Here is a 25,897-nt window from a genome sequence, read left to right on the forward strand (position 1 = left end):
CTCTTCAAGAAAGCACCACATTAATATTATTTATGACTACGGGAAAATGTAAGTATGTCTGATTCAGTTACTGGTAAAGTTAAATTTTTCAACGAAACTAAAGGTTTCGGTTTTATAGAACAAGAAAATGGTCCTGACGTGTTTGTTCACTTCAGCGCTATCTCTGGAGACGGTTTCCGTACTCTAGCTGACGGTCAAGCGGTAACGTTCACTGTTAAACAAGGTCAAAAAGGCCCTGAAGCAGAAAACGTTCTAGCTGTATAATTTATAGCTATGTAGACCTTCTCATTTGAGAATCTAATTCTGTAAAAAGCGAAGTATTAACATCTGTTAATCTTCGCTTTTTTGTTTCTGCTGATTTATGTTATTGCTTCAATATAGTTTACAGATCCAATATATTAGCAATGATTAGCCGATTCAAACTTACTTCGCTTTCTTCCCTTGCTATACTCTGCTACTAACCCCTACCTTATTTTATAACGTCCTTTGATTAGTAAATCCAACGTCCAAACAAAACCTGTGATACAAAACATTAATGTTAATATTGAAAATAGTATTATTTGCCAATTATTAAAACTGCCTAATGTTCCATAATCCATAAAATGTAGCATAAAGAAAAAGTCAGCAAAGCGCTTATCATCATTACTATGCCCAACGACTCTCCCTGAACTAGCATCTATATAAACACTGGTATATAACTCATCATCAAAGTTAACTCGCCAGACAATGTTTTTTTCTTTTGGAAAATCATCAATAGGCGGTGATATCCTCTCAGTTACACCTATATTTCCCCTACCACTATAAGTGCTAATAGCTAACGTTTGCGCCATTATTTTATCAATAGTTTTCATTTCACCTGTATACGCATTAACTAATGAATGTTCATTATAAAAATGTTGATACAAACCCAAATAATGATTAAGTAGATAATAAGGTTGATCAATTAATTGAATCAATTTTATTGAATTTACCGGCTTTTGAGGCTGTTCTTTATTGAATTGGCTAAGAATATAACTTGGCTCTAATAGGCGCTTATGGTCTATCTTCTTTACCGCTAAATTGCTGACTAGATTCTCATTTCCTTTAGCTTTAGTAGAATCCATCAAATTAAAAAACAAACCGCTACCAAGCCAAATAAATAACTGTATAGCAACAAGAACAGAGAGCCATTTGTGTAGGCATTTAACTAATTTCATACACTCTCCTTTACAATTTTCTTTTTATTGCTATTTCGTTTGAATACGTAAAAATAAGTGAGTATTAAACCAAACAAGCTAGCGACTAACGATAAGACAATAAAAACAAATAACAGCTTATTACTGGCATCTTCTTCCACATAATCCATCACATGAAAACTAAACATCCAATCAAATATCCGCCAAAAGAGATGTCTTTTTGTGACTATCTCTCCTGTTAGCGTACTAATATATAGGCTTGGATTAGAAAAACCCTCAAAATCAACTCGCCACACAGGTAAATGCCTAGCGCTTAATTCAAAAGGAGGATTTTCTGTAATCAAACTCACCTGTTTGATCGCTGTATCTGGCTGTATGTATGAATATTTGGCGATGCCTACGGCATAATTTTCATTAATAGGCGAAAGTAAGCTCCCAGTATCAGCATTGAGTAGATGCTTGCCTTTATCGTTACTAAAACGATAAACAGCATTCCCCTGTAAGTTTGTTAGCTCTACATTTTTCGCATTAGGATAATGCCTATAGAGCTTGGCAATAGAATAATTAATTTGAGACTTATTCAACACCCCTGGCTCATTAACAATCAAGCTATCACCATGAATATAATCAAGATCAAAAATCACCATGAAGGCACCAGATACTGACCAAACAACAAATTGAAAGCCAACAAACAGCATTAACCATTTATGATATTTTCTGCTATTCCGATACCATGACATGAGATTCTTCCTTCAATATTATTCATTAAAACTAAATTAAAAGTTCACGTTCAGTTTTAAATAACCACGTCGACCGAGCAAATCATAAGTCATCACATCGGTATTAGCATCATTCCAAGAAGTTAAGAAAGGCGCGCTCTTATCAAAGAGATTATCAATACCCGCTGATAAACTAAAGTTATTATTCACCTGATAACTTGCTTGAACATCATGATAAGTAATACTCGGTACTGAGCTCCCAATAGGACCTCCACCATTAACATCATCAGCACCACCAATATACCTAATAGCATAATGAGTAGCCCAAGATTGAGCTTCTAAGGTAAAACCTAAATTACCACGCCATTTTGTATAACTACCTTGATCTTCGGTTATTTTACCCAGAAGGTCGTTAATAGCCTGCCCTGGTAAAGGTGTATTTTCGTGAGCTAATAAACGAGTTGCTTCAAGTTCAATTTTAGTATTGAAACCATTAATTTCCCCATTATGCTGTACGTTAAAATCTACACCGCTAACTTTTTCTTGTGCAGCATTCACTGGTCTTTGATTTAGCGAGATAACTTGATTTGTTACGCTATGGCGTGAAAAACTATCACAATATTCACTATAGGCACTGGGGTCGGTGTAACACAGTTTCAGTACATCTGAGCCATTCACGGCAGTAATAGCATCACCGATTTCGATATTAAAATAATCAACTGTTGCAGATAAACCTTCAAGAAAGCTTGCTTGCCATACAATGCCTAAAGTCAGTGTATCAGCAGACTCAGGGCTAACATCAGGGTTTCCGCCAACGGCTGTCAATACAGTAGTACCGTCTTGTTCAAAGTTAGCAGGAACGCCAGCCGCTAAACAATTAGTAGCAATAGCACCTGTTGCGCCTTCACAAGGGTCAATAGTTCTTAAATTTTCTGAATTAGTGCCGCCAAATTGCTCTGTTAGCATAGGTATTCTAAAAGCAGTAGATTTAACACCACGTACCATTAGATTATCAAAAATTTGCCATGTTAAACCAAGTTTGTATGTCGTTTTATCGCCAAACGTACTGTAATCAGCATAGCGGCTAGCCACTTCGGCGTGTAGCGATTTCATCAAAGGTAGGTCAGAAAGCAGCGGGATAGAAAACTCCACAAAAGCCTCTGTTACATTAAAATCACCATCAATAGTGTCTTCGCCACCATTACTTAATACTGTTGAGTCAGGATTACGCCAGCCACTTTCATACCTATGCTCAATCCCTGTTGCAAAAGCTAAAGTTCCGGCAGGTAGCTCTGTTAAATCACCACCTAAGTTAAAAGTGAAAGATCGCATTTCATTGCCGCCATTTCCTTCTCTTCGATATTTAACATAGTCAATCACTTCTTGGCTCAACTCATCTACACCAAACCAATCACCACACGGAATACTTGCGCCCTCTTCATAGCTACATACATCTTCATTTAATGTATCTGCTGCTTTGGCGCTGTCTAAATCAAATGTCCAACCGTCATTACCCGTATTACGGCTATAGTTATACGCTGTATCCCAGTGCCAGTTATTGCTAAACTCGCCGTTTAATCCTAAAACTAAGCGAATAGTGTTAGTTTCTTGAAAGAAAAAAGGAGCACCAAATTCGGTATTCCGCCTGTTTGTTAACTCTAAACCTTGTCCTGTAGGGTTATAATCAAAGTCTTTAGAGACATAAATACTACTGAGGCTTCTTGGCGTAACAATTTGCTCTGACTGACGATTACTGTACATTGCTTCGGTGAATAAATTTACCTGCTCTGTTAACTGATAATTAACCGTTGCCGCTAGGTTAAGGCGCTGACTGGGACTGACTGCATTTAAATAAGGTATCCAAGTAAAAGCATGTTTTTGCGAATCGTATGCTTCATAAGCATTACCATCACCTTGTGTGTCTTGGTTGAATTGTACACTTTGACCATCGGCTAGTAATGCTCTGCCCCCTTCAGTGGTTGAGCTACCAAAACAAGAAAGTTCGCTTGTACCATCATCATGAACTATTTCTTCTTTAGCACAATCAATACGATCTGATTGCCTTACCGCTTCCGTATTGACATAGTTCGCACTTAAAATAAAATTACCACGATCAAAAGTAGAGCCAATATTTAAGTTGAACTCTTGGTGTTCTCCATCACCTTCATCACTAGCCCCTGCTTTTGCCATAAAGGTAACACCATCAATATCATCTTTAGTGATAATATTAACAACACCTGCAACGGCGTCGGCACCATAAATAGCAGAAGCGCCATCTTTTAGTATTTCAATACGTTTAATAATGCCAGTAGGAATAGTATTTAAGTCAGCAGAGCTATTAGCACCTGTGCCCCCATTAACCATACGACGGCCATTAAGTAAGACTAGAGTACGCTTTATTCCCATACCACGTAAGTTAACTTGTGCTGTGCCATAGCCACCACTAGTCCAATAGGCATTAGTCGCATTACCAGCAACTCCAGCAGAGAAAGACATGCGTTGTAATAAGTCTTCTACGTTAACAATACCGCTCAATGCAATTTGCTCTGCGGTAATAACGCTAAGCGGACTCGCCGTTTCAAGGTCAGCTCTTTTAATATGCGAGCCAGTCACCGTCATTTTTTCTATGTCGTCGTTATAGTCATCAGCATAAGATTGATTACAGTTAAACGCGACCAGCATAGCTGTAAATAATAGAGATTTTTTCATGGGAATCACCACTGTCAATAAAATTGATGTGATGATACCAATGAGAACGTATTATTGGGTGTGACATATTGCCGCATTTAGTGCATTGATAGCATAAATAAGCTTGTATTATTAAGAAGATACCTTATTCTCTTGAGCCGTAATTGCTTTTAAATGACTAATACGCCATAGGTAAAATAATGCAGGTAAAATTAATAGCGTTAAAATTACCGCGCTTAACATACCGCCAACCATAGGCGCTGCTATTCTACTCATTACTTCAGATCCTGTTCCTGTGCCATATAAAATAGGTAGTAAACCAACAATTATCGCTGCTGCTGTCATCATTACTGGGCGAACACGTAAACCTGCACCATGTAAAACAGCTTGCAGCACATCCGCTTTTGTCGTATCTATGTTACGTTCTTGATGATCATTAAGCATTTCTTTATAAGCTTGGTTGAGATAGACCAACATAATGACACCAATTTCAACAGCGACACCTGCTAAGGCAATAAAACCAACGCCAACAGCTACCGAAAAGTTAAAGCCCTCAAGGTACATTAACCAAATACTGCCTACCATTGCTAAAGGTAAAGTCCCCATGATCATCGCGACTTCAATCACATTTCTAAAGTTTAAATATAGTAAGATGATAATAATGAATAAGGTTAATGGCACAACGTAAGCTAACTTAGCTTTAGCGCGCTCCATATATTCATACTGGCCTGCCCATGCAATTGAATAACCTGCTGGAAGTTTTAGTTTATCTGCAACAACTTGCTGAGCAGCTTCAACATAAGTACCTATATCGACACCTTCTATATCAACAAACGACCAACCGTTTAAACGTGCATTTTCAGATTTGATCCCTGGCGGTCCATTTTCAATAAAGACATTAGCAACATCGCCTAATGAAATACGCTGCCCTGTAGCTGTAACAATAGGCAACAAAGATATTTGCTCTGGTGAATCACGATAATCTTGAGGATACCGTAAATTTACAGGATAACGCTCTAGCCCTTCAACCGTATTTGTGACATTAATACCGCCAATAGCTGTTGATATAACTTGCTGTATCTCCGCTATATTTAACCCATAACGTGCAGCCTTCGCACGTTGAATATCAATTTTCACATAACGTCCGCCAGCAACACGCTCTGAATAAACGGATGCCGTACCAGGTACATCTTTAAGAATAACTTCTAGCTGCTTCCCTATGTCTTGAATAACAGAAAGATCTGCCCCTGCCACTTTGATCCCAACAGGTGTTTTGATACCTGTGGCTAACATATCAATGCGAGTTTTTATCGGCATAACCCACGCATTAGTTACACCGGGTAACTTAACCAGTGCGTCTAACTCAGCTTTTAAACTTTCAGGAGTAACGCCAGCTCGCCATTGATCTTGCGGTTTAAACTGAATAAAGGTTTCAATCATAGTTAATGGTGCAGGATCGGTAGCGGTTTCTGCCCGTCCCATTTTACCAAATACCGTTTTAACTTCTGGTACTGTTTTGATCAATTTATCGGTTTGTTGTAATAGCTGTCGAGCTTGCCCGATAGATATTCCAGGATACGTTGTGGGCATATACATTAAATCGCCTTCATCGAGTGGTGGAATAAATTCACTGCCAATTTTATTTAGTGGATATATTCCAATAGCCAGTACAACTAAGGCTGCTAATAACGTGATTTTAGGAAAACGTAACACGATTTTTAAAGCTGGCATATAAAGATAGGTTAGAAATCTATTTACTGGATTTTTATGCTCAGGTAATACTTTGCCGCGAATAAAGTAGCCCATAAGAACAGGAACTAAAGTGATAGCCAATGCAGCAGAAGCAGCCATGGCATAAGTTTTAGTAAAAGCTAATGGCGCAAACATTCGCCCTTCTTGTGCTTCTAAGGTAAATACTGGGATAAAACTAACAGTAATGATCATCAAACTGAAAAATAATGCAGGACCCACCTCACTGGCTGAATCAATAACCACTTGCCAGCGGTTTTCATTGGTTAATTTTTGTCCTTGGGATGTTAGCTTTTCCATATGCTTATGCATGTTTTCTATCATGACGATCGCTCCATCTATCATGGCACCAATCGCAATCGCAATACCACCAAGCGACATAATGTTAGCGTTAAGCCCTTGAAAATGCATAACGATAAAAGCTGTTAAAATTCCCACAGGTAAACTTACAATAGCAACCAAAGATGAACGCACATGAAACAGAAAAACAATACAAACTAAAGCGACAACACCAAACTCTTCTAGCAGTTTGAAACCTAAGTTATTTACCGCACGTTCAATCAACGCTGAACGATCGTAAACAGGCACAATTTCAACGCCTTCAGGGAGACCTTTTTTAAGTTCTTCAAGTTTTGTTTTTACGCGATTAATTACTTGTTGAGCATTTTCACCAAAGCGCATAACCACAATACCGCCAACAGTTTCGCCTTCACCATTAAGTTCGGCAATACCTCGACGCATTTGTGGACCTGTGCCAATATCGGCGACATCTTTTAACAGCAAAGGTGTACCATTGTCGTTAACACCTAAGGGAATATTTTCTAGATCATCAATACTTTTTAAATAACCTGTAGCTCGCACCATGTATTCGGCTTCAGCCATCTCGATAACTGAAGCACCAATTTCTTGATTGCCTTGTTGAATAGCCCTTTGAATATGAGAAAGCGGAATACCAAAAGCGCGTAGCTTTTCAGGATCAACATTGACTTGATATTGTTTAACCATACCACCTAAAGCGGTAACTTCTGATACACCTGAAAGGGTTTGTAACTCATATTTTAAAAACCAATCTTGTAAACTACGTAGCTCGCTTAAATCGTGTTGCCCTGTTTTATCGATAAGGGCATATAAATAAACCCAGCCTACACCTGTGGCATCAGGGCCTAATTGAGATTTAGCATTACTGGGTAAATTAGGTACAACCTGACTTAAATATTCAAGTACCCGTGATCGAGCCCAATATAAGTCGGTATCTTCATCAAAAATCACATAAACATACGAATCACCGAAAAAAGAGTAACCTCGCACAGTAACAGCCCCTGGTACTGACAACATAGCGGTAGTCATAGGATAAGTGACTTGCTCTTCCACCACTTGAGGTGCTTGGCCTGGATAACTTGTTTTTATTATTACTTGCACATCAGACAAGTCTGGCAAGGCATCAATCGGCGTTTTATTAACAGAATATAACCCTGCAGCCACCAATAAACAGGTTGCTAGTAACACAAAAAAACGGTTCCCAACGGACCAACGAATTATAGAAGCAATCATAAATATAAACTCCTATATTAGTGGTGTGAATGATCAATGACAGACTTGTCATTAGGCATTAGGTCATCAGACATTTGCTGATCAAGCATTTCAGTATCAGATACATCAATGTCTATAACCTGATAACCTCCTGTTACTTTTTTACTTATTTTAACGCGAACATGTCGACCTTCTGTTAGCTGAGAAAAATCTACCGCATCTATCGCCGTAAAATCCATGGTCATTTCTGGCCAGCTCCATTCAGGGATAGGATCATGAATTAGGGTTAACATTCTATGATCAGCCATAGTGCTTTCTACTTGAGCGTTTACCCAAACGGATGATGGTTCATAAATTTCTTCTTCAATGTTTTCAGGTTCCATACGTTTAAAATCAGAAGTTTTACTTGATTCAGAATCCAATAAGAATTGAGCTGAACTTACAACATTCTCACCTTCAGCTAAGCCTTCTAATATTTCAACGCTGTTTTCATTATAGCGCCCGACCTTAACTTCAATAGACTTGTAGTTACCTTCGCCTAATGCAAGAACAACACGATTTTGTTTGCCTGTTTTGATCAGTGCTTCTTTCGGGATAAGTAGCGTACTTTCATTACCAGAGGTTTGAATGGTGATTTGTCCAAACATGTTAGGTTTAAGTTCGTTGTTGGTATTATCAAATCGTAAACGTGCAATTGCTGTTCTAGTTTTAGGGTTGATCATAGGGTGTATGTGATCGATTTTTCCTTGCCACTCTTTATTAGGTAAATAATCTAACGTCATCACAACATCATTCCCCATTGCTAATAATGAAGCTTGACGTTCGAATACTTCTGCTTTTACCCATACTTGGCTCAAATCGATAATTGATAACATCATGGTTTCAGGTTTAACAAATACACCTGCTCTAACACTTAAACTTTCAACAACACCACTTTGTATTGCATAGAAAGTTACATTCTGTTGAATTTCACGTGTAGCACGTAACTTTTCAATTGCTTTTTGGGGTAAATGTAATGCTGCTAAACGATTTTGAGCTGCACTAATAAGTCGATTATTCTTACGATCTAACGCCAGTAAGAATTCTTCTTGTGCATTTACTAATTCAGGAGAATAAATATCGTACAGTGCTTGCCCTTTTGTTACTTGATCGCCTACCGCTGAGACATAAAGCTTTTCAATCCAGCCTTGCACACGAGAATGAACATTAACCAGTTGTTCTTCGTTGTAAGTGACATAACCAACAGTATTTATTATCGAATTTAAAGGTTTTATTTCTGCTTTAGCAACTCTTACACCTAAGTTATTTTCAACATTGGAAGAAATGCGGATTGTACCAGCACCTTCATCAGGACCTGCGCCGCCATCATCATAAACAGGAACAAGATCCATCCCCATCGGTGACTTACCAGGTTTATCTTTTTTAAAGTTTGCGTCCATTGGTGCAACCCAATAAAGTGGTTCTTCTTCCTTTGCCTCAACTGTTGTCGGACTATGTAATTTATTCATCATAGACGACATCACAATAAAACTAATTAATAAAGCTAACGTTAAACCAATAATAATTCCTATTATTAAGCTCTTTTTATTTGTTGGGTTTACGCTCATAATTTAGCACTCATGTCTGACTTCATTGCGTTATCAGCAAGAAAGTAATTAATTTCTAAAATGATTTTTTGTTCTTGGGTATTAATTGTTAAAAATTCGATCTGAGCATTAAGCTCTGCAATACGTCCACGTACTACTTCAGAAAAGTCACCTTCATTATTTGTATAGGCCGTTAGAGAAGCCTGAACTTGTTGCTGAATTTGCGGTAGTAACCGTTCTATATAGAGTGTTTGCCTTTCTTTAATACGAAAAAATTGACCTTTCGCACTAGCAAAACCCGATATCAACTGACGAATTAATAATAGTTTCTCTGTTTTGATCACTTCAGTGTTAGCAATGGCAGAGCTCACTTCTTTGTCTTGTCGGTTACCAGTAAATAAAGGAAGATCGAACACAACACCTATCGAGAAAAGATCGGCTCGGCTATTACCAAAAGAGTCATCTGCACGATAGCCATAGCTAGCATTTACGCCCCATTGTGGTTGATATTTTTGTTCCGCTAAATTTACCCCAATACGAGTAGCTTCAATATTTTTATCAACGGCTTGTACCGCCGGGTGACGAGCTAAAATTAGTGCTAACTGGCTAGGTTTTAGCTGTTTTTCATCATAAATAGCTTCCTTCCGGTAAAGATCTAATTGCGGAAGTTCACTACCAATGAGCCTTATTAACGTATTGTTGTTCGTATCTAAATCTTCTGATAAAGATCCTGTTGTCCAATAATGGCTTAGCCATTGCTCTAGCATGCCTTGGTAACGGTTTTGCTCAAGCTTTAACTGATTTAATCTATCTTCTAACTGAGTTAGTTCAAGTTGAGCACGCACAATATCAACTTGCCGTGTTCCACCTAAATTACTGCTATAACTCGATTCGGCCAACTGACTTAGCTGTTCAAACAAATTGCGGCTTGTTTCGATTATACGAATACTCTCCTGTACTCGATATAAATCAAGCCATAAACTACCTACAGTAACTGCAACTTTATTTTCTCGATCTTTACGTTTAAACGGTTGCTCTTGTGACTGCAATTGTAATTGTTTACTGCGTATTTCCAGACTATCACCACGACCAAACATCTGAGAAACACCTACTTTAAATTGTGTCATGTTTTCTTGGTCAAAGTTAAAGCCATCGGTAGGCAAGCTAACAAAAGTAACAGACACGCTAGGATCCGGCTGTGTATTGGCAACAAAGCTTAAAGCTTCAATTGATTTTTGTTTATGACGACTGCCATCAAGCCAAGGATCATTTTTTTGCGCGATTTTAATCGCTTGAGTAAAGCTCAATCCCTGCTCAGCGGCATAACTATGACTTGAGAATACGATAATGAGCATAGCTGCGAAGACAGTGATGCGTTTATATAAGGCGTTATATTTATTCATACTTCTTTCTCTTTACATGCGTAAATGTTGAGAATAATTCAATTATGTTAGCTCACACATTATGAGTAATTAATGTAGAGAGACACGGTTTATAAGAATTTTAGGCACAAGTGTGCCGTGAAGTTACGAAATGGGTGGGCGATATAGTGAAGAGCTAGCTTGTGATTTATTTAGAGAGGGGAACTGTGTAATTTTTTTATCTGAAAAAACTTGGGAGTTAAGGGATGTATTCAGTAAAAATGAAAGGCTTAAACAACCATTACTAGGGCATTTACAATCATCTTGGCAGCAATCCATTGAAGCCATCATCGCTGTTTTTTTATCACTATCATCAAGTAACATATGATCATGAGACATCATTGGCATTGTATTCGCCATATCCCCATCAACACAAGAAGCGCCAGAATAAGACATAGCAGTGCTTGCCATTGCTTGACCGATAAAGGCCACTAGCATCAGCATCACTATAACTATGTTGTTACGTACTGGTTTCATGCAATATTACTATTTGTGTTTCGTGTTAATCATTAAATGTACCACTATAGGGTCTTATCGCTTGTAAACTAAGCTAGCAAAAAATAGGCTAGCTATAAACAAGACCCTATCACCTTACTTTTACTTTCATCAAAAAGTCAAAATACGCTAAAGTAAGTATATACCCGTTATCATTCAAGCACTCTGAAATACGCATCTTGATTGGTAACGGGTATAGGTTTATTACTCAGGAATATATTCAACAACTTCTAAGCCAAAACCTGACAACGAATGATATTTAGTTTGTGAGCTTAACAAACGCATTTTACTCACACCTAAATTCGCAAGTATTTGTGAGCCAACACCAACATTGCGCGAGCCAACATGACGATTAACTTCTTTTACCGTTTCGCCTGCATCAATTTTAGCGTATTTTTCAACTAAATTAATTAATTCTGCTGGTGATTCATGTTTACCCAATAGCACTAAAACCCCGCCTTCTTTCGCTATTTTTTCTAAGGCACTTGCCATAGGCCATTTTGCGACACTTTCACGCTGGCTAAATAACAAATCTCTAAAAGTATTTTCTAAATGTACTCTTACTAGCGTAGGTTCATCAGCTTTAATTTCGCCTTTGGTTAAAGCAAAATGTGCTTGACCATCGATGGTATCTTTAAATACGATTAAATCAAATTCACCAAAAGCGGTCGGTAATTTACATTGTGATACACGTTCAATCGTTGTTTCTGTCTCATTTCTAAATTCAATCAGATCAGCAATGGTACCCATTTTTATACCGTGTTTTTCAGCAATGATTTCTAGATCTGGACGGCGCGCCATGGTGCCATCTTCATTTAAAATTTCAACAATAACCGCTGCCGGCTCTAAGTTAGCCATACGTGCTAAATCAACACTTGCTTCAGTATGTCCTGCACGGTTAAGTACGCCACCATCTTTAGCAATCAATGGAAAAATATGTCCCGGTTGAACAATACTTAAATGCGTCGCATCTTTAGCTACAGCAGCAAGTACTGTTGTAGCTCTGTCACCAGCTGAAATACCCGTTGTAACACCGGTCGCCGCTTCAATTGAAACAGTAAAATTTGTACTGAACTGTGCGTCATTTTTATCTACCATCAAAGGTAATTTTAACTTTTCACACTTTTCTTGCGTCATTGGCATACAAATAAGCCCACGACCATGAGTTGCCATAAAGTTAATTGCAGCAGGTGTTACCTTTTCTGCAGCCATGATAAAGTCACCTTCATTCTCTCGGTCTTCATCATCCATTAAAATAACCATTTTACCTAAAGCAATATCGTCGATTATTTCTTGTGGGGTATTTAAATTCATTAGGTTCTCTTTGATTACTTGTTGTTGATTACTTATTTGATAATAATTTTAAAAACTTAGCTAAAAGCGTAAGTTATTTATTATTTAATAAAGCCTGACTTTTTCAATAAAGATTCAGTCACATTTGATGTTACAGCTGGCATTTCAGTTGCTTCTTTTGTAAGTAAACGCTCTAAATATCGTGCGATTAAATCTACTTCTAAATTAACTTTTGTACCCACTTTATAATGAGCAAAAATTGTTTCTTTCACCGTATGCGGCACAATAGTTAATCTAAATTTACTATTTGAACTTTCATCTAATGCATTAACGGTTAAACTTGTGCCATCAATAGTAACGGAGCCTTTTTCTGCAATATAATGAGCTAGATCTGCAGGCATTGAAAGCCAATATTCGATACTATTACCATTATTGGTAATAGATAAAACTTCACTCACACCATCAACATGCCCTGACACCATGTGCCCGCCAAAACGGGTACTTGCTAACATAGCTTTTTCTAGATTAACTTGCATGCCAACATTATAATGAGCAAAGCCTGTACGCTGTAATGTTTCATTTGACACATCAGCACTATAACTATTTTGATCAAATTCAACAACCGTTAAGCAAATGCCATTAGTAGAAATTGAATCACCCAATTTAACATCGCTCATATCAAGGTTATTACTAGCAATAACTAAGCGCGCTCCTTGAGCATTTATATTTATTGCTTTAATAGTGCCAATGGCTTCAATAATTCCGGTAAACATAGCTACTCTCATTTATTTTATAGTTAGATATATTATTTAAGCCTCTGTTGCAGAAATAATATCTATTTAGGCGCTTTCTTTTTCTAGTGTTGCTGTAATTCGAATATCACAGCCTACTTGGCGCACGTCGGTAATTGATAATGATTTAGCCTCTAGTAATTTATTCACATTCGGCATTTCAACTAAACTTTTACCCTCTGCCCCCATAAGTTTAGGTGCTTGGTATAAGATTAACTCATCAACTAAGTTTTGTTCGATAAAAGCTCCTGCTAAGCGAGCTCCCGATTCAATTAATACATCGTTCAAACCGCGATCTGCTAACAATATCAATAACGCAGCTAAATCAATATTGTCTTTCCCTGACTTAGTCTTAATCGTAGAAACTTGGACTTGTTCTACAAAATGCGGCCATTTATGAATGTTTTCAAGGCCTATTTCATCTAATTCTCTTCGAACTAAAATAACCGGCGATACTTGCTTAAAAAAATCTAACTCAGGTGTAAGCCGGTTACGACTATCAATAACAACTCTAACCGGTTGGCGAACCGTACCTTCAGGGTAGCTATCTTTTAATATTCCCAACTCAGACCAACGTACGGTCATTTTAGCATTATCAGTTAAAATAGAATCTGCACCCGAAATTACAGCACAGCTTTGCGCTCTTAATCTTTGTACATCGCATCTTGCGTCGCTTGACGTAATCCACTTGCTTTCACCACTTTTCATCGCAGTTTTACCATCAAGACTCGCCGCCAACTTAACCCGAACATAAGGTAAAGAGTGGGTCATGACTTTAATGAAGCCAAGATTTAGTGCTTTTGCATCACTTTCTAAAAGCCCAAATTCAGCTTGAATCCCAGCTTCTTGAAGCATTGCTAGACCACGGCCCGAAACTTCAGGGTTGGGATCAACCATAGCGGCAACAACCCGTTTTACTTTGGCATTAATTAGCCCTTGGGCACAAGGTGGTGTTCTACCAAAGTGACTGCACGGCTCTAAAGTAACATACGCGGTTGCCCCTTCAATAAGGTGAGGGTAATTAAGTTTAGCATCAAGTAATGCATTAACTTCTGCATGACCCTGCCCTGCTTTTTGATGAAAGCCGGTACCAATTACTTGCTCTTTACCGTCAAGTTTATTGACCAATACACAACCTACCCGAGGATTTGGTGATGTTGTATAGCGCCCTTGTTTAGCAAGCTTAATTGCTAAGGCCATGTATTGATGATCTTCTCTGCTATACATTTGATCACCACAAGTTGTTGTTAATTCTTCTTTTGTCGGCGATTTATTTACCAATTTTGCCTCTCCTTGGACTTTCTTTTCCTAGGCGAGCTATTTCATCAGCAAATTCACTAATATCTTCAAAGGACAAATAAACAGAAGCAAAACGCAGATAGGCAACTTTGTCTAACTCTTTTAGCTGAGTCATCAGCAAGTTTCCCAGCATTTCACTCGTAATTTCTCGCTCACCAGTAGCGCGCATCTGTGATTTTAATTTATTAATCGACAGTTCAACTTGTTCAGTACTAACCGGACGTTTTTCTAACGCTCTCATTAAGCCGCTGCGCATTTTATCTTCGTTGAACGGCTCACGTGTACCATCTCGCTTGATAATACGAGGCATAACTAATTCAGCTGTTTCAAAGGTTGTATAACGTTCATGACAAGCTAAGCATTGACGACGACGTCTGATTTGATGACCGTCTGAAACTAAACGAGAGTCTATGACTTTAGTTTCCTGTGCACTACAAAATGGACAAAACATGGTTTACCTGCGATACGTGAATAAGTTTCATACGACAAGTTCGAAAAATAAATACAAAAATGGCCGCTAATTGCGACCATTTTAATATAAATTCACAATAATTTGTGAATTACTTTAACTTAAAAAACTAATGTTTGACTACTTGTATACAGGGAAACGTGAACATAATTCTTTTACGTTTGCTTGTACCTTAGCAATAGTTTCTTCATTGTTGATATCATCTAAAATATCACAAATCCAACCTGTTAGAGCTTTAGTTTCTTCAGTACCAAAACCACGACGACTGATAGCAGGAGTACCTAAGCGTAAACCACTAGTAACAAACGGAGAACGAGGATCGTTAGGTACTGAGTTTTTATTAACCGTAATGTGAGCTTTACCTAAAGCAGCATCAGCATCTTTACCAGTAATATCTTTATCTATTAAATCAAGTAACAATAAGTGGTTTTCAGTACCATTGGATACAACTTTATAGCCACGGTCCTGTAATACCGCAACCATAGCTTTAGCATTATCAAGTACACTTTGTTGATAAACTTTAAATTCTGGTTGTAGCGCTTCTTTAAATGCAACCGCTTTCGCAGCGATAATATGCATTAATGGGCCACCTTGTCCGCCAGGGAAAACAGCACTATTTAATTTTTTGTAAATAGCTTCGTCATCACAGCCAGAAATGATTAAACCACCACGAGGGCCCGCTAATGTTTTATGCGTTGTTGTAGTTACTACATGTGCGTGTGGTACAGGGTTAGGATAAAGACCAGCAGCAACAAGACCAGCAACGTGTGCCATATCAACGAAGAAGTATGCACCAACACTGTCAGCAATTTTGCGCATACGTGCCCAATCAACAATACCAGAGAATGCAGAAAACCCACCAATGATCATTTCAGGCTTATGTTCATTAGCTAAACGTTCAAGTTCTTCATAGTCAATGTCACCTGTTTCAGGGTGAAGACCATACTGGAAAGCTTCATAAGATTTACCAGAAAAGCTTACACTAGCACCATGCGTTAAATGACCACCATGCGCTAAGCTCATACCTAATACTTTTCCACCAGGTGATACTAATGCTTGGAAAACAGCAGCATTAGCTTGAGAACCAGCATGTGGTTGTACATTGGCATAAGTAGCGCCAAATAACTCTTTTGCACGATCAATTGCTAACTGCTCAGCAATATCTACGTATTCACAACCACCGTAATAACGTTTGCCTGGGTAACCTTCAGCATATTTATTCGTTAATTGTGAACCTTGTGCTTCAAGTACACGAGGGCTACAGTAGTTTTCTGAAGCAATTAGCTCAATATGCTCTTCTTGACGCACAACTTCTTTGCTCATTGCTTGATATAGTTCCGCATCAAAATCGGCAATATTCATATCACGTGTAAACATGTTTTTCCCTTCTTCGCAAATATAAAAGTCAGCACTAGGCTGAAACGATATTTAAGCAAATAACAGGATTTACTTAAACATTCAAAAAAATAATGGCGGTATTTTGCCTGATTTTTACCTAGTTGTACACGGTAAAACAAGCTAGTCTTAGTGTATTTAGCACTGCTTTATAGCGTATTATTGTTAAGTGATTAAGGCTTAGTAGCCCAATAACAATTTTCACGAATAAAAAAAACTATACCGCAAGCTAAAAAACAATAGCACAGCAAAATATAAAATACAAAAACAACGAGCATACCGAATAATAATCAACATACATCATACATTTGGCATTATAAACAAAACAACTAAGAACTATGGTAACAAGTAATCATTAGATAGATAACAGCTCTGATAACTCTTTAACACGCTTTCTTTGAAACCAATGTGTTATTAACCACATGACAAGCAGAAAAATATTAATAACAAAAAAAGGCGGCCAAGGTGACTTTTCTGACTCTGTAATCGTTGCATAAATATACCAATTAACAAGAGGTAAAAATAACCAAAATGACAATTTGGTTAACCTAATATACTTAATAGACGACTCGACTCCGGCAATGGCATTGGCAATCGCTTTATCAGGACTATCAGAACTCTGCTGCCAAGTATGCAGTCGTATTTTTATTTCATAATAAACAAAAATTATTGACGCCATACTGCCAAATGATAAGTAAATAATACTTGCCGTGCCCCAGTCACCTTGGTAGACAGCAACTATTAACATAATAACAATTGCTATCGTAGCCAAAACATTCAACGACAACAAAAACTTAGCTTGTAAGGTTCGCTTTTTCGTTTGTTTTAATAATTTTTTAATATCTGTTTTTTCAAAAGGTTGATCTTGCCAATCTTGAGAAAGCCTTAGCCAATCCTCATCTAATGATAATTCATCATGTGATGGATTTTTTTTATCTAGCACTGGTGAAACACCTTCATTAGCTAATAAAGATGTATCAATATTGTTAGCTTCAACATCACCACTATGATCTGTATCTAGTTTGTTAGGCTCGACAGACGAGCTTTCATCACTTTCAAATGGTGTTTTATCCATTTTCTGCACCCTCCAACAACTTTGTTAATAATGTCTTAGCGCGTTGTAGCCTAACACCAACTAAATTTGGGGTTATCACTAAAACATCAGCCATTTCTTGATAGCTCATCCCTTCTAATGCAAGTGTAATCACTTGTCGTTGTTCAAGGTTAAGTTGTCTGATCGCTTGCGATAAACGAAACTGTCGTTGTGTTTGACTAAGCGCTTGATAAGGTGTTTTTTGTGTAGCTGCTACATATTCAGCTTCAGCACAGTTTTCTATATCAGCAGTTTTAACCGTTTTAACTGTTTTAGCGACATGCGTTGCTAATACATTATGAGCAATACGTGCAACAAAAGTTTTTACCGCAGAATCTTGCCTAAACTTTGGTAAAGCTCGCCAGATATTTAACGCTATATCTTGAAAAAGCTCATCTTGAATGGCAACTTTTGCTTCAAAACCCGTAATGATATGACGCAGCAATTTTTCATGCTCCGTCATCCATTGCGTAAATATTTTTTGATGATCCAATCCGCTTTCCTTACACTCAACAACACTGACTACAATAACATTGAGCGTAATACGTTATTAATTTGCTAAAATTTAACATAATAATTTCTTGTAGATCACCCTTTATTCGATCATTCGCGAAGTCACAGTCTAACTTAATGCCATGACAACTTTTTCTGACTTCAGTTTTTTAGCTAACGCCAAAATGAAGGCTACGGTAATAGCAATAGTCACAGCACTAGTCGCAAAGACCGCCAACCAATTAACCTCAACACCTTTGAAAATATTTTCAATGATCATTGACTGACCTGCTATTGGTAACCAATTTAACCACTCTGGTCGATCATCCATCATTGAAACAACAAAAGGGATAAAGGCAGGAATACCTATAAGCATACCAACTGTTGATTGTGCTTCTTTAAAACTCTTCGTTTGAAACGCGACAAATAATTGGCAAGCCGAGGCAAAAAAACAAATAGGCAATAATAATAATAATAAAAGCGCTGCTGTTGATATATCTAAGCTAAAAGTCGCTCCAATTTTAGTTAAGTCAACAAAACCCACTGAAATCGACGTGAGTACTAATACTAAAACCACACCAATGATCGAAATGGTTGAAGAGCCAATCAACTTAGCTAATACTATTTTTAAGGTACTTACTGGCTGACACAGTAACATTTCAAGTACATTACGCTCTCGTTCTCCGGCACTTGAGTCAATGGCTACAGATAAGCCAGACATAAATGCGGCCATCATCAGATAAATTCCCAACATCATTGAAATCATAATAAAAGTAGCATCAGGTTTTGCGGTATCTTGCTCAACTAATTTAACTGGATTTAACAAACGTACATCCACACCACGCAATAGTAGCCTTTTATAACCAATTGATAATGAGAATTCTCTTACTGCATTATTAATTCTTCTAATTGGAGGGGTAACAGCTTTATCATTAAAATCTGCTTGTAAATGTAACTTAATCGGCTTTCCTTCCGCCATATTAATTGCATAATCGTCAGGAATATTAATAACAATATTACGCTGTTCCCACGTTGCTTTTTCATCTTCAGGCACATCAGCAAAGTTTAATAAATTATTGTCAGCAAAGTGCATTATTAACTTAGGCGCGTATTCAACACCTGAAAACTTGACGTAAACAGGTGGTTCATCAACTAACTTTTCAATCATTATTTTTGACATCAAAACAATTGCCACCGGCGCTAAAAAGGCCATCATTAACGCCACTATTAAGGCTCGTTTATCACGAAAAGCTTCTTTATATTCTTTTAAAATAAGCGCTTTAAATTGAATGATATGTAAATTTAAGTTCGAGTTAACAATATTCACGCTGATACTCCTTCATCTGAGCCAATCAATTTAACAAATGCATCTTCAAGCTGTGTTTCACCGGCTAATTCACATAATTCTTGGGGTGTCCCTTGAGCAGCTAATCGACCATTAGCAACAATGATCACTCGATCACACAACGCAGCGACTTCCTGCATGACATGCGATGAGAATAAAATACAGTGTCCTTTCGCTTTAAACTTAGCAAGGTGATTACGCAATATACGTGTACTCATAACATCTAAACCACGCGTAGGCTCATCCAGTACAAAGTTTTGTGGTTGATGAACTAAAGCTTGTGCTAATGTAACTTTCATCCGTTGCCCTTGTGAAAAACCAATTGTTTTACGGTGCGCTAACTCCTCTAAATCTAAATCTTCAATCACTTGCTGTATAGCATCTTTCTTAGTTTGTCCTGACATACCATGTAAGCTTGCAAAATAATCAATTTGCTCATATGCAGTAAGACGTTCATATAAACCAAATTTATCAGGAAAAATCCCTAACTTTGAACGTGCTTCTAGTGGGTTATCGGTGACATTAATGCCATCAATAGTGGCAAAACCTTCATCAGCAGAAAGTAAGCCATAAAGCGTACGTAGACACGTTGTTTTACCAGCACCGTTTGGCCCTAATACTCCGGTAATTTCACCATCTTTGGCAGTAAAAGATAGTCCATCTAGCGCTTTCACAGTATTTTTTTTATTTTTCTTATCAATAAATTGTTTATGTAAATTATTTACTTCAATCATTAGTATTTCCTTGTCTATGCCATTTAATGCTGTTGAAAACGCATTACTGAATGCCGTTAACGCTTGTCATAAAAGTCTCTTGAGGAACTTCTTTTAAACAAGACTCATCAAGTTTGTTAGGTGACTTACTAGTCAAGAATTCATTAATTATCCTATTTGCGCATGTATTCATTGCAACAGTATGTGAAGCATTTTCAACAATAATATGGTGGCTATTAGGCAAAGACTTAGCTGAATAATCGCCATTACTTGGTGGTGTTACTGGATCTAAATTTCCAGAGAGAATTAAAGTAGGAATGTCTGCAGTAACCGGTTGATAGAAGCTATCACTTGGTCGATATTGTGGGAACAGCGAACATATTCTGTCAAAAATAAGATCGCTAGAAACAGCATTATCAAAACTGTTCTTAGCATCTTTTGCTCTCATTTCTGCAGAAATTTTAGGAGCATCTTCATTACAAACAATATTAAAATGTAAACCAGTATACACCTGTTGCTCACCTTCAGTGCTAGCCATTAAGCCAATTAATGGCTCATAGTTACCTAAATAAGCTTGATTAATAATGAGCGGAACTAAAGATCGTCCTCCCATGCTATACAACTGCATACGTAAATTATTAGTAAATTTACTATCATCGAGCTTGAATTGTGTTGGCGTTCCTAACCGTGGATGTTGAATATCGAGGATTACAGGAGCTTTAGCTAAACGCGCTTTCACTTCGTCAAACTCATCGGCTACATTAGGAAAGGCTCTATTGCATGATTCACTTTTTTTGCAGTTTTCTATTAATAAATTAAATGAACGAGCAACACTTTGCCCAAATAATCCAATAGGTACTTCAATAGGGCCAACACTGTCTAATACAACACTTTCAAGTGATTCGGGAAACATTCGCATATAAACTAAAGCAGCACGTGTACCGTAAGAACCACCATAAACATTAAGTTTTTTATGATCTAAAGCTGCTCTAATACTATCAAAATCACGAATAGCATTTTCTGAATTAAACTGACTTAAATCACCTTCAAACTGGCTAATACAGTCAACAATATCGCTTTCTTTAAAGTCTTCTGTTAGCGTGCTATAAACACTTCCTTCTTCCTCTAAGTCACAAGATAGTGGATGACTTTCACCAGTTCCACGTTGATCAACTAAAATAATATCGCGTGTTTTACGTACTTCACGAAAGACTTGATTCAACCCTGTAGCAAGTTCTACCGCAGCTTGACCTGGACCACCTGCTAAAAACATTAAGGGTACCTTATACTCACTATCATCAATTGCTGGTAATACTGCGAAGTTAATTGTTATTTTATCACCATCTGGTTTTTGATAATTTTCAGGTACTTCGAGCTTGCCACATTTAACTTGTGAACGTATTTCACCTAAATGACAATTTTCCAACGTTAATCCATCAGTATTTGCCCAACTCATTGTTGTGATAGACAGTAAACTTAACGTTAATAATCTTTTCCAAGTTACTTTCATATTATATTTCCTTAATAAAGCGTTAAACACTTAGTCTCAATTCTTTTAAATTTATTACATAAAAAATAAAAAAAATTCAAAAATAAATAAATTTATAACAAAGATAAGCTAGTTATTAGAATCACACTTCCAATAAAACAACGCCATAACCAATTGATTAAAAAATAATTTATACTAATACCATCATCCTGTTAACACAAAATACATTACATAAAAAACACAATAAATAATCGATAAATATAAAAAATAATAACAGGTTTTATTAAGCCTAAATTAAGTTTAAATAGTCATTCCCAAACGTCTGAATAAAAGATAACATTTAGATATTAATTTCCCTCTAATTACCTAAGGACCCCCCATGGAATTAAATCAATGGGTAGATGAGTTATTTGAAGTATTTGATGAAGATAAAGATGGTGTAATTAGCCGCTCTGAATTCGTTGAACTTATTGATGTGTTATTACAAGACAAGGGCATTCGTATGTGTGAGTCTATTTTTAATCGCTTTGATAAAAATCATAGTAATTCTATCTCTAAAGATGAATTAAAAGAAATGGTTATAGAATTAGCTTTATAGTTATATGCATAAGACATTTTCTTAATATTTAGCTCTCTTAAAGAGAGCTAAATACTCCCCATACACTCCATTTTTATAATGCGATCTAATATTAATTTCAAAACAGTTCATCTAAAAATAGTTTACGCTGCTACGCTAAAGAAAGGTTAGAATGATGACCAGTACAATATTTCAATATAGTAAAAATGAAGAGTTAGCTAACACCATAAGCCATGGCTTGGGTGCATTACTTAGTCTTGTCGCATTATTTTTATTGCTCAGTAATTCAGCACCTGACACATCAGTAAACTATTCTATTAGTAATAATACTATGCGCATTGTCAGCTTTAGTATTTATGGCGTAAGCTTGTTGGCACTTTTTTCTGCTTCAACTTTTTATCATGCCGTTACAAATGAACGTACAAAAAAACTATTTAAACTGCTCGATCATTGCGCTATATATACACTTATAGCGGGCACCTATACACCGCTATTATTACTAAGTATAAAAGACTCTCTAGGTTATAGCTTAATGGCAATTATCTGGCTTATTGCTTTAGGTGGCATATTTTTTAAAATTAAATTTGGTGATAAATATAAAAAAACATCTTTAGCTACCTATCTTGGTATGGGCTTTATTTCTTTTGCCATTATAGAAGAGTTATATAATACTCTCCCCAGTAATGCCGTTAATTTATTAGCAGCTGGTGGCTTAGTTTATGTACTAGGTGTCTTTTTCTATGTTCAAAAGAAAATTCCTTTTAATCACGCAATTTGGCATTTATTTGTTTTAGGCGGCGCAACTTGCCATTTTCTGATGATTTATTGGTATATTTAATCTGTATTTTCTAATGAAAAGCATCATATTTTACCTAGCCTCGTCTTGATATTGTATTAACCAGTCAATAAACTCGCACGCTGGAATAGGATGACTATATATAAAACCTTGAGCAACATCACAGCCATTATTCAGCAGGTAAGAAAGCTGACCCGAGGTTTCTACACCTTCAGCAATAACTTTCATATTCAATGTATGAGCTAGCTCTATTATTGATTTAAATATTTTTGCATCAACAGCATCATTTACTACATTTTGAATAAAAAGACGGTCTATTTTCAAGAACTCTGCAGAAATCTGCTTTAAATTGAGCATTGACGAAAAGCCTGTACCAAAATTATCGACAACTAACGTGATCCCTTTTTCCCTCAATTTATCAAATATATCATTACTGTTTTGCGCCCCTTCAAACATGGCCATCTCTGGGATCTCTAACTCAAGAATATCAGCGCCTGAGTCTAATTCCAAAATAGTACTCTCAAGCATATCAATGAAATCACAATAATGTATCTGCTTTACAGATAAGTTCACTGCAATTTTAATATCTAAAATACCGTGTTGACTCCAAAAATTAATTTGCTTTGCTGCCAGCTTAAAGATTAACTTACCCATAGGAATAATAAGTCCCATTTCCTCAGCCAAAGGAATGAAATCGGCAGGTAAGAGTAAACCTTTTTCAGGATGATTCCAACGGACTAAAGCTTCAGCGCCAATCACTTTCTTTGTATTAAGATCTATTTGTGGCTGATAATAAAGCTCTAACTGCTCTTCTTCAATCGCCTTTGCTAATTGCTTTTCTTCGGTTATTCTAAGATGAATGGATTCATCCATCTTTTGATTATAAAAATGGTAACCGTTACGGCCATTCTCTTTCGACTCATATAAAGCGATGTCTGCACACTTAATAATTTTTTCTTGATTTCTACCATCATCAGGAAAAACCGCCACACCTATACTACCTGCGGTATGCACTGTATGCCCGTCAAGTTCAAAAGGTTTAGCCAAAGACTGCAAACAACGCTCAGTTAGCGTATTAATTGTTAATCCACACTGTGTTTCAAGTGCAATAATAGCAAATTCATCTCCGCCTAACCGAGCCACAGTGTCAGTCTCCCTAACACAACCAAGTAAACGTTTCGCAACTTCTATTAATAATAAATCACCAATAGGATGACCCAAGGTATCGTTAATATCTTTGAAATGATCAAGATCAATCATTATTAAATTAACTTTAGTTTTTAACCTAGTTGCAGTAGCAAAAGCGACATCTAAACGATCATTAAATAAATAGCGATTAGGTAGTTGGGTTAACGCATCATACTGCGCCATAAACTGCACCGCACGCTCTGACTCTTTTCGGTCGGTAATATCTTGTATTGCGCCAACAAATGAAATGGACTTATCTTTCATCGCGTTGATAATGATGTTGGCTGTACGAAGCTTTTCTTCATTGCCAACAAACCTAAATTCAAAGGTAATTTCTTTTTTAGGATGTTTAAGAATTTTACTAAAGGCGAGTAAAGCTCCTTCTCTATCGTCTTCATGAATTTTTTTCATAAACTCATTAATTGGAATTTCTTGCTCTGCTAAATACTCGGTAATATTAAGTATCTCTAACGCTTGGTCTGATAAAATAACATATTTAAGGTCTAAACTAAGTTTCCAACCGCCAATACTGGCGATTTTATTGGTTCTACGTAATTCTTCGGTACGCTCTTGTACTAATAATTCAAGATTCTCAGTGAGCGATTTTAACTCAGAACTCTGATTATATAACTCTAAAAACACATTAACTTTAGAGATAAGAATATGATCTTCAATCGGTTTTTGAATATAATCTACCGCACCTGACCGATAACCTTTTAAACGATGCACTTCATCTTTATAAGCAGCCGTTACAAAAATAATAGGAATGGTATTCGTACCCAAGGTAGAGCCTAATATTTCAGCAGTTTCATAGCCATCCATTTCAGGCATATGTGCATCTAATAAAATAAGCGCAAAATCATGCTCTAGTGTTAACTGTAACGCTTCTGCACCTGAACTTGCTTTGATCACCTCGGCCTTTACTTTCTTCAAGAGTAATTTTAAAGCAACTAAGTTCGCAGGTGTATCGTCTACAATAAGTATCTTAGGTGTACTATCAACATTCATATAGGTTTCCAATTCGTTAATTCTAACAACTTAGCTGAAATATCTTGTAGAGGGATAATATGATCAGCGTAACCTGCGTTTATAACACTTTCAGGCATTGATTTAGCTTCAGCCGTTTCAGGTGTTTGTACAATAACTAAACCACCATTATTTTTAACCATTTTTGCACCTTGCGTGCCATCTGAATTAGCGCCAGTTAAAATAATAGAAATTAAGTTTTCTCGATAATATTCCGCAGCTGTTTCAAAAGATACGTCTATAGAAGGACGGGAGAAACAAACTTTAGGGTCCACATTTAAGGCAAACTTACCGTTATCATCAATTAATAAATGATAGTTAGGTGGTGCGGTATAAACATGATGAGCTTTAGGTAAAACTTTCTCCTCTGCATCTATTACGCTTAATTCTGTGTTGTTATCTAAAACGTTTGATAACAAGCTAAGAGTATTAGGACACAAATGAGATACTATTATAATAGGGAGCGGAAATTCTTTTGGAATTCCTGATAATATTTTGCAAAGCGCGTTAACACCGCCAGTTGAGCAACCTATAATAACAGCAAGATAAGAAGTCATTTCAAAATCCT

General features: G+C 36.8%; 22 protein-coding genes. 3 read left to right on the plus strand and 19 right to left on the minus strand.

What is annotated here, in order from left to right:
- Nucleotides 1-54: 54 nt before the first annotated feature.
- Nucleotides 55-264 (plus strand): cold-shock protein, encoded by a 210-nt coding sequence (locus tag Q4503_RS15925; RefSeq protein ID WP_159818093.1) that lies wholly within the window; start codon nt 55-57, stop codon nt 262-264.
- Nucleotides 265-464: 200 nt separating this feature from the next.
- Here the strand turns inward: Q4503_RS15925 and Q4503_RS15930 are convergent, their stop codons facing one another.
- The 17 genes from Q4503_RS15930 to Q4503_RS16010 form a co-directional block, all read right to left on the minus strand.
- Nucleotides 465-1,196: a PepSY domain-containing protein gene (locus Q4503_RS15930; RefSeq protein ID WP_215973611.1), complete on the minus strand. Its 732-nt coding sequence runs from the start codon at nt 1,194-1,196 to the stop codon at nt 465-467.
- The gene (locus Q4503_RS15935; protein WP_215973610.1) at nt 1,193-1,915 is read right to left on the minus strand and encodes a PepSY domain-containing protein; all 723 of its coding nucleotides are present in this window, start codon (nt 1,913-1,915) and stop codon (nt 1,193-1,195) included. Before Q4503_RS15935 ends, Q4503_RS15930 begins: the two co-directional genes overlap by 4 nt.
- A gap of 36 nt (nt 1,916-1,951) precedes the next feature.
- The gene (locus Q4503_RS15940) at nt 1,952-4,603 is read right to left on the minus strand and encodes a TonB-dependent receptor (RefSeq protein WP_303602848.1); all 2,652 of its coding nucleotides are present in this window, start codon (nt 4,601-4,603) and stop codon (nt 1,952-1,954) included.
- Between the two features lie 111 nt (nt 4,604-4,714).
- Nucleotides 4,715-7,882 (minus strand): efflux RND transporter permease subunit, encoded by a 3,168-nt coding sequence (locus Q4503_RS15945; RefSeq protein WP_303602849.1) that lies wholly within the window; start codon nt 7,880-7,882, stop codon nt 4,715-4,717.
- Between the two features lie 17 nt (nt 7,883-7,899).
- On the minus strand, nt 7,900-9,468 hold the full coding sequence (locus Q4503_RS15950) for an efflux RND transporter periplasmic adaptor subunit (RefSeq protein ID WP_303602850.1): 1,569 nt from the start codon (nt 9,466-9,468) through the stop codon (nt 7,900-7,902).
- On the minus strand, nt 9,465-10,850 hold the full coding sequence (locus Q4503_RS15955) for a TolC family protein (RefSeq protein WP_303602851.1): 1,386 nt from the start codon (nt 10,848-10,850) through the stop codon (nt 9,465-9,467). The genes Q4503_RS15950 and Q4503_RS15955 overlap by 4 nt, the downstream gene beginning before the upstream one ends.
- A gap of 123 nt (nt 10,851-10,973) precedes the next feature.
- On the minus strand, nt 10,974-11,345 hold the full coding sequence (locus Q4503_RS15960) for a hypothetical protein (RefSeq protein WP_252727543.1): 372 nt from the start codon (nt 11,343-11,345) through the stop codon (nt 10,974-10,976).
- A gap of 222 nt (nt 11,346-11,567) precedes the next feature.
- Nucleotides 11,568-12,677, minus strand: coding sequence for a 3,4-dihydroxy-2-butanone-4-phosphate synthase (gene ribB / locus Q4503_RS15965; protein WP_215973605.1), 1,110 nt, complete (start codon nt 12,675-12,677; stop codon nt 11,568-11,570).
- 80 nt (nt 12,678-12,757) lie between these two features.
- Nucleotides 12,758-13,429 (minus strand): riboflavin synthase, encoded by a 672-nt coding sequence (locus Q4503_RS15970; RefSeq protein WP_215973604.1) that lies wholly within the window; start codon nt 13,427-13,429, stop codon nt 12,758-12,760.
- A 66-nt stretch (nt 13,430-13,495) separates the two neighbouring features.
- Entirely contained in the window at nt 13,496-14,674 is a 1,179-nt protein-coding gene (gene ribD / locus Q4503_RS15975) for a bifunctional diaminohydroxyphosphoribosylaminopyrimidine deaminase/5-amino-6-(5-phosphoribosylamino)uracil reductase RibD (protein WP_215973632.1), read from the minus strand.
- A 43-nt stretch (nt 14,675-14,717) separates the two neighbouring features.
- On the minus strand, nt 14,718-15,197 hold the full coding sequence (nrdR, locus tag Q4503_RS15980) for a transcriptional regulator NrdR (RefSeq protein WP_215973603.1): 480 nt from the start codon (nt 15,195-15,197) through the stop codon (nt 14,718-14,720).
- Between the two features lie 138 nt (nt 15,198-15,335).
- Nucleotides 15,336-16,592, minus strand: coding sequence for a serine hydroxymethyltransferase (gene glyA / locus Q4503_RS15985; RefSeq protein ID WP_303602852.1), 1,257 nt, complete (start codon nt 16,590-16,592; stop codon nt 15,336-15,338).
- Between the two features lie 373 nt (nt 16,593-16,965).
- Nucleotides 16,966-17,685, minus strand: a complete 720-nt coding sequence (locus Q4503_RS15990; protein ID WP_303602853.1) for a hypothetical protein — start codon at nt 17,683-17,685, stop codon at nt 16,966-16,968.
- Complete coding sequence (locus Q4503_RS15995; protein ID WP_303602854.1) at nt 17,678-18,196, minus strand: RNA polymerase sigma factor; 519 nt, start codon at nt 18,194-18,196, stop codon at nt 17,678-17,680. Before Q4503_RS15995 ends, Q4503_RS15990 begins: the two co-directional genes overlap by 8 nt.
- A gap of 129 nt (nt 18,197-18,325) precedes the next feature.
- On the minus strand, nt 18,326-19,522 hold the full coding sequence (locus Q4503_RS16000; RefSeq protein ID WP_303602855.1) for an ABC transporter permease: 1,197 nt from the start codon (nt 19,520-19,522) through the stop codon (nt 18,326-18,328).
- The gene (locus tag Q4503_RS16005; protein WP_303602856.1) at nt 19,519-20,274 is read right to left on the minus strand and encodes an ATP-binding cassette domain-containing protein; all 756 of its coding nucleotides are present in this window, start codon (nt 20,272-20,274) and stop codon (nt 19,519-19,521) included. The genes Q4503_RS16000 and Q4503_RS16005 overlap by 4 nt, the downstream gene beginning before the upstream one ends.
- A gap of 43 nt (nt 20,275-20,317) precedes the next feature.
- Complete coding sequence (locus tag Q4503_RS16010) at nt 20,318-21,763, minus strand: alpha/beta fold hydrolase (protein WP_215973599.1); 1,446 nt, start codon at nt 21,761-21,763, stop codon at nt 20,318-20,320.
- A 358-nt stretch (nt 21,764-22,121) separates the two neighbouring features.
- On the opposite strand from Q4503_RS16010, the gene Q4503_RS16015 reads away from it, so the two are divergent.
- Together Q4503_RS16015 and Q4503_RS16020 are read left to right on the plus strand one after the other, a co-directional pair.
- Nucleotides 22,122-22,340, plus strand: coding sequence for an EF-hand domain-containing protein (locus Q4503_RS16015; protein ID WP_159818065.1), 219 nt, complete (start codon nt 22,122-22,124; stop codon nt 22,338-22,340).
- A 151-nt stretch (nt 22,341-22,491) separates the two neighbouring features.
- Nucleotides 22,492-23,157, plus strand: coding sequence for a hemolysin III family protein (locus tag Q4503_RS16020; protein ID WP_303602857.1), 666 nt, complete (start codon nt 22,492-22,494; stop codon nt 23,155-23,157).
- A gap of 30 nt (nt 23,158-23,187) precedes the next feature.
- Here the strand turns inward: Q4503_RS16020 and Q4503_RS16025 are convergent, their stop codons facing one another.
- Nucleotides 23,188-25,311, minus strand: a complete 2,124-nt coding sequence (locus Q4503_RS16025) for an EAL domain-containing protein (protein ID WP_303602858.1) — start codon at nt 25,309-25,311, stop codon at nt 23,188-23,190.
- On the minus strand, nt 25,308-25,886 hold the full coding sequence (locus tag Q4503_RS16030) for a chemotaxis protein CheB (protein WP_303602859.1): 579 nt from the start codon (nt 25,884-25,886) through the stop codon (nt 25,308-25,310). Before Q4503_RS16030 ends, Q4503_RS16025 begins: the two co-directional genes overlap by 4 nt.
- Nucleotides 25,887-25,897: the final 11 nt, after the last annotated feature.

The sequence above is a fragment of the Colwellia sp. 6_MG-2023 genome, assembly GCF_030547765.1.
In the GTDB taxonomy this organism is placed as follows: Bacteria; Pseudomonadota; Gammaproteobacteria; order Enterobacterales; family Alteromonadaceae; genus Colwellia.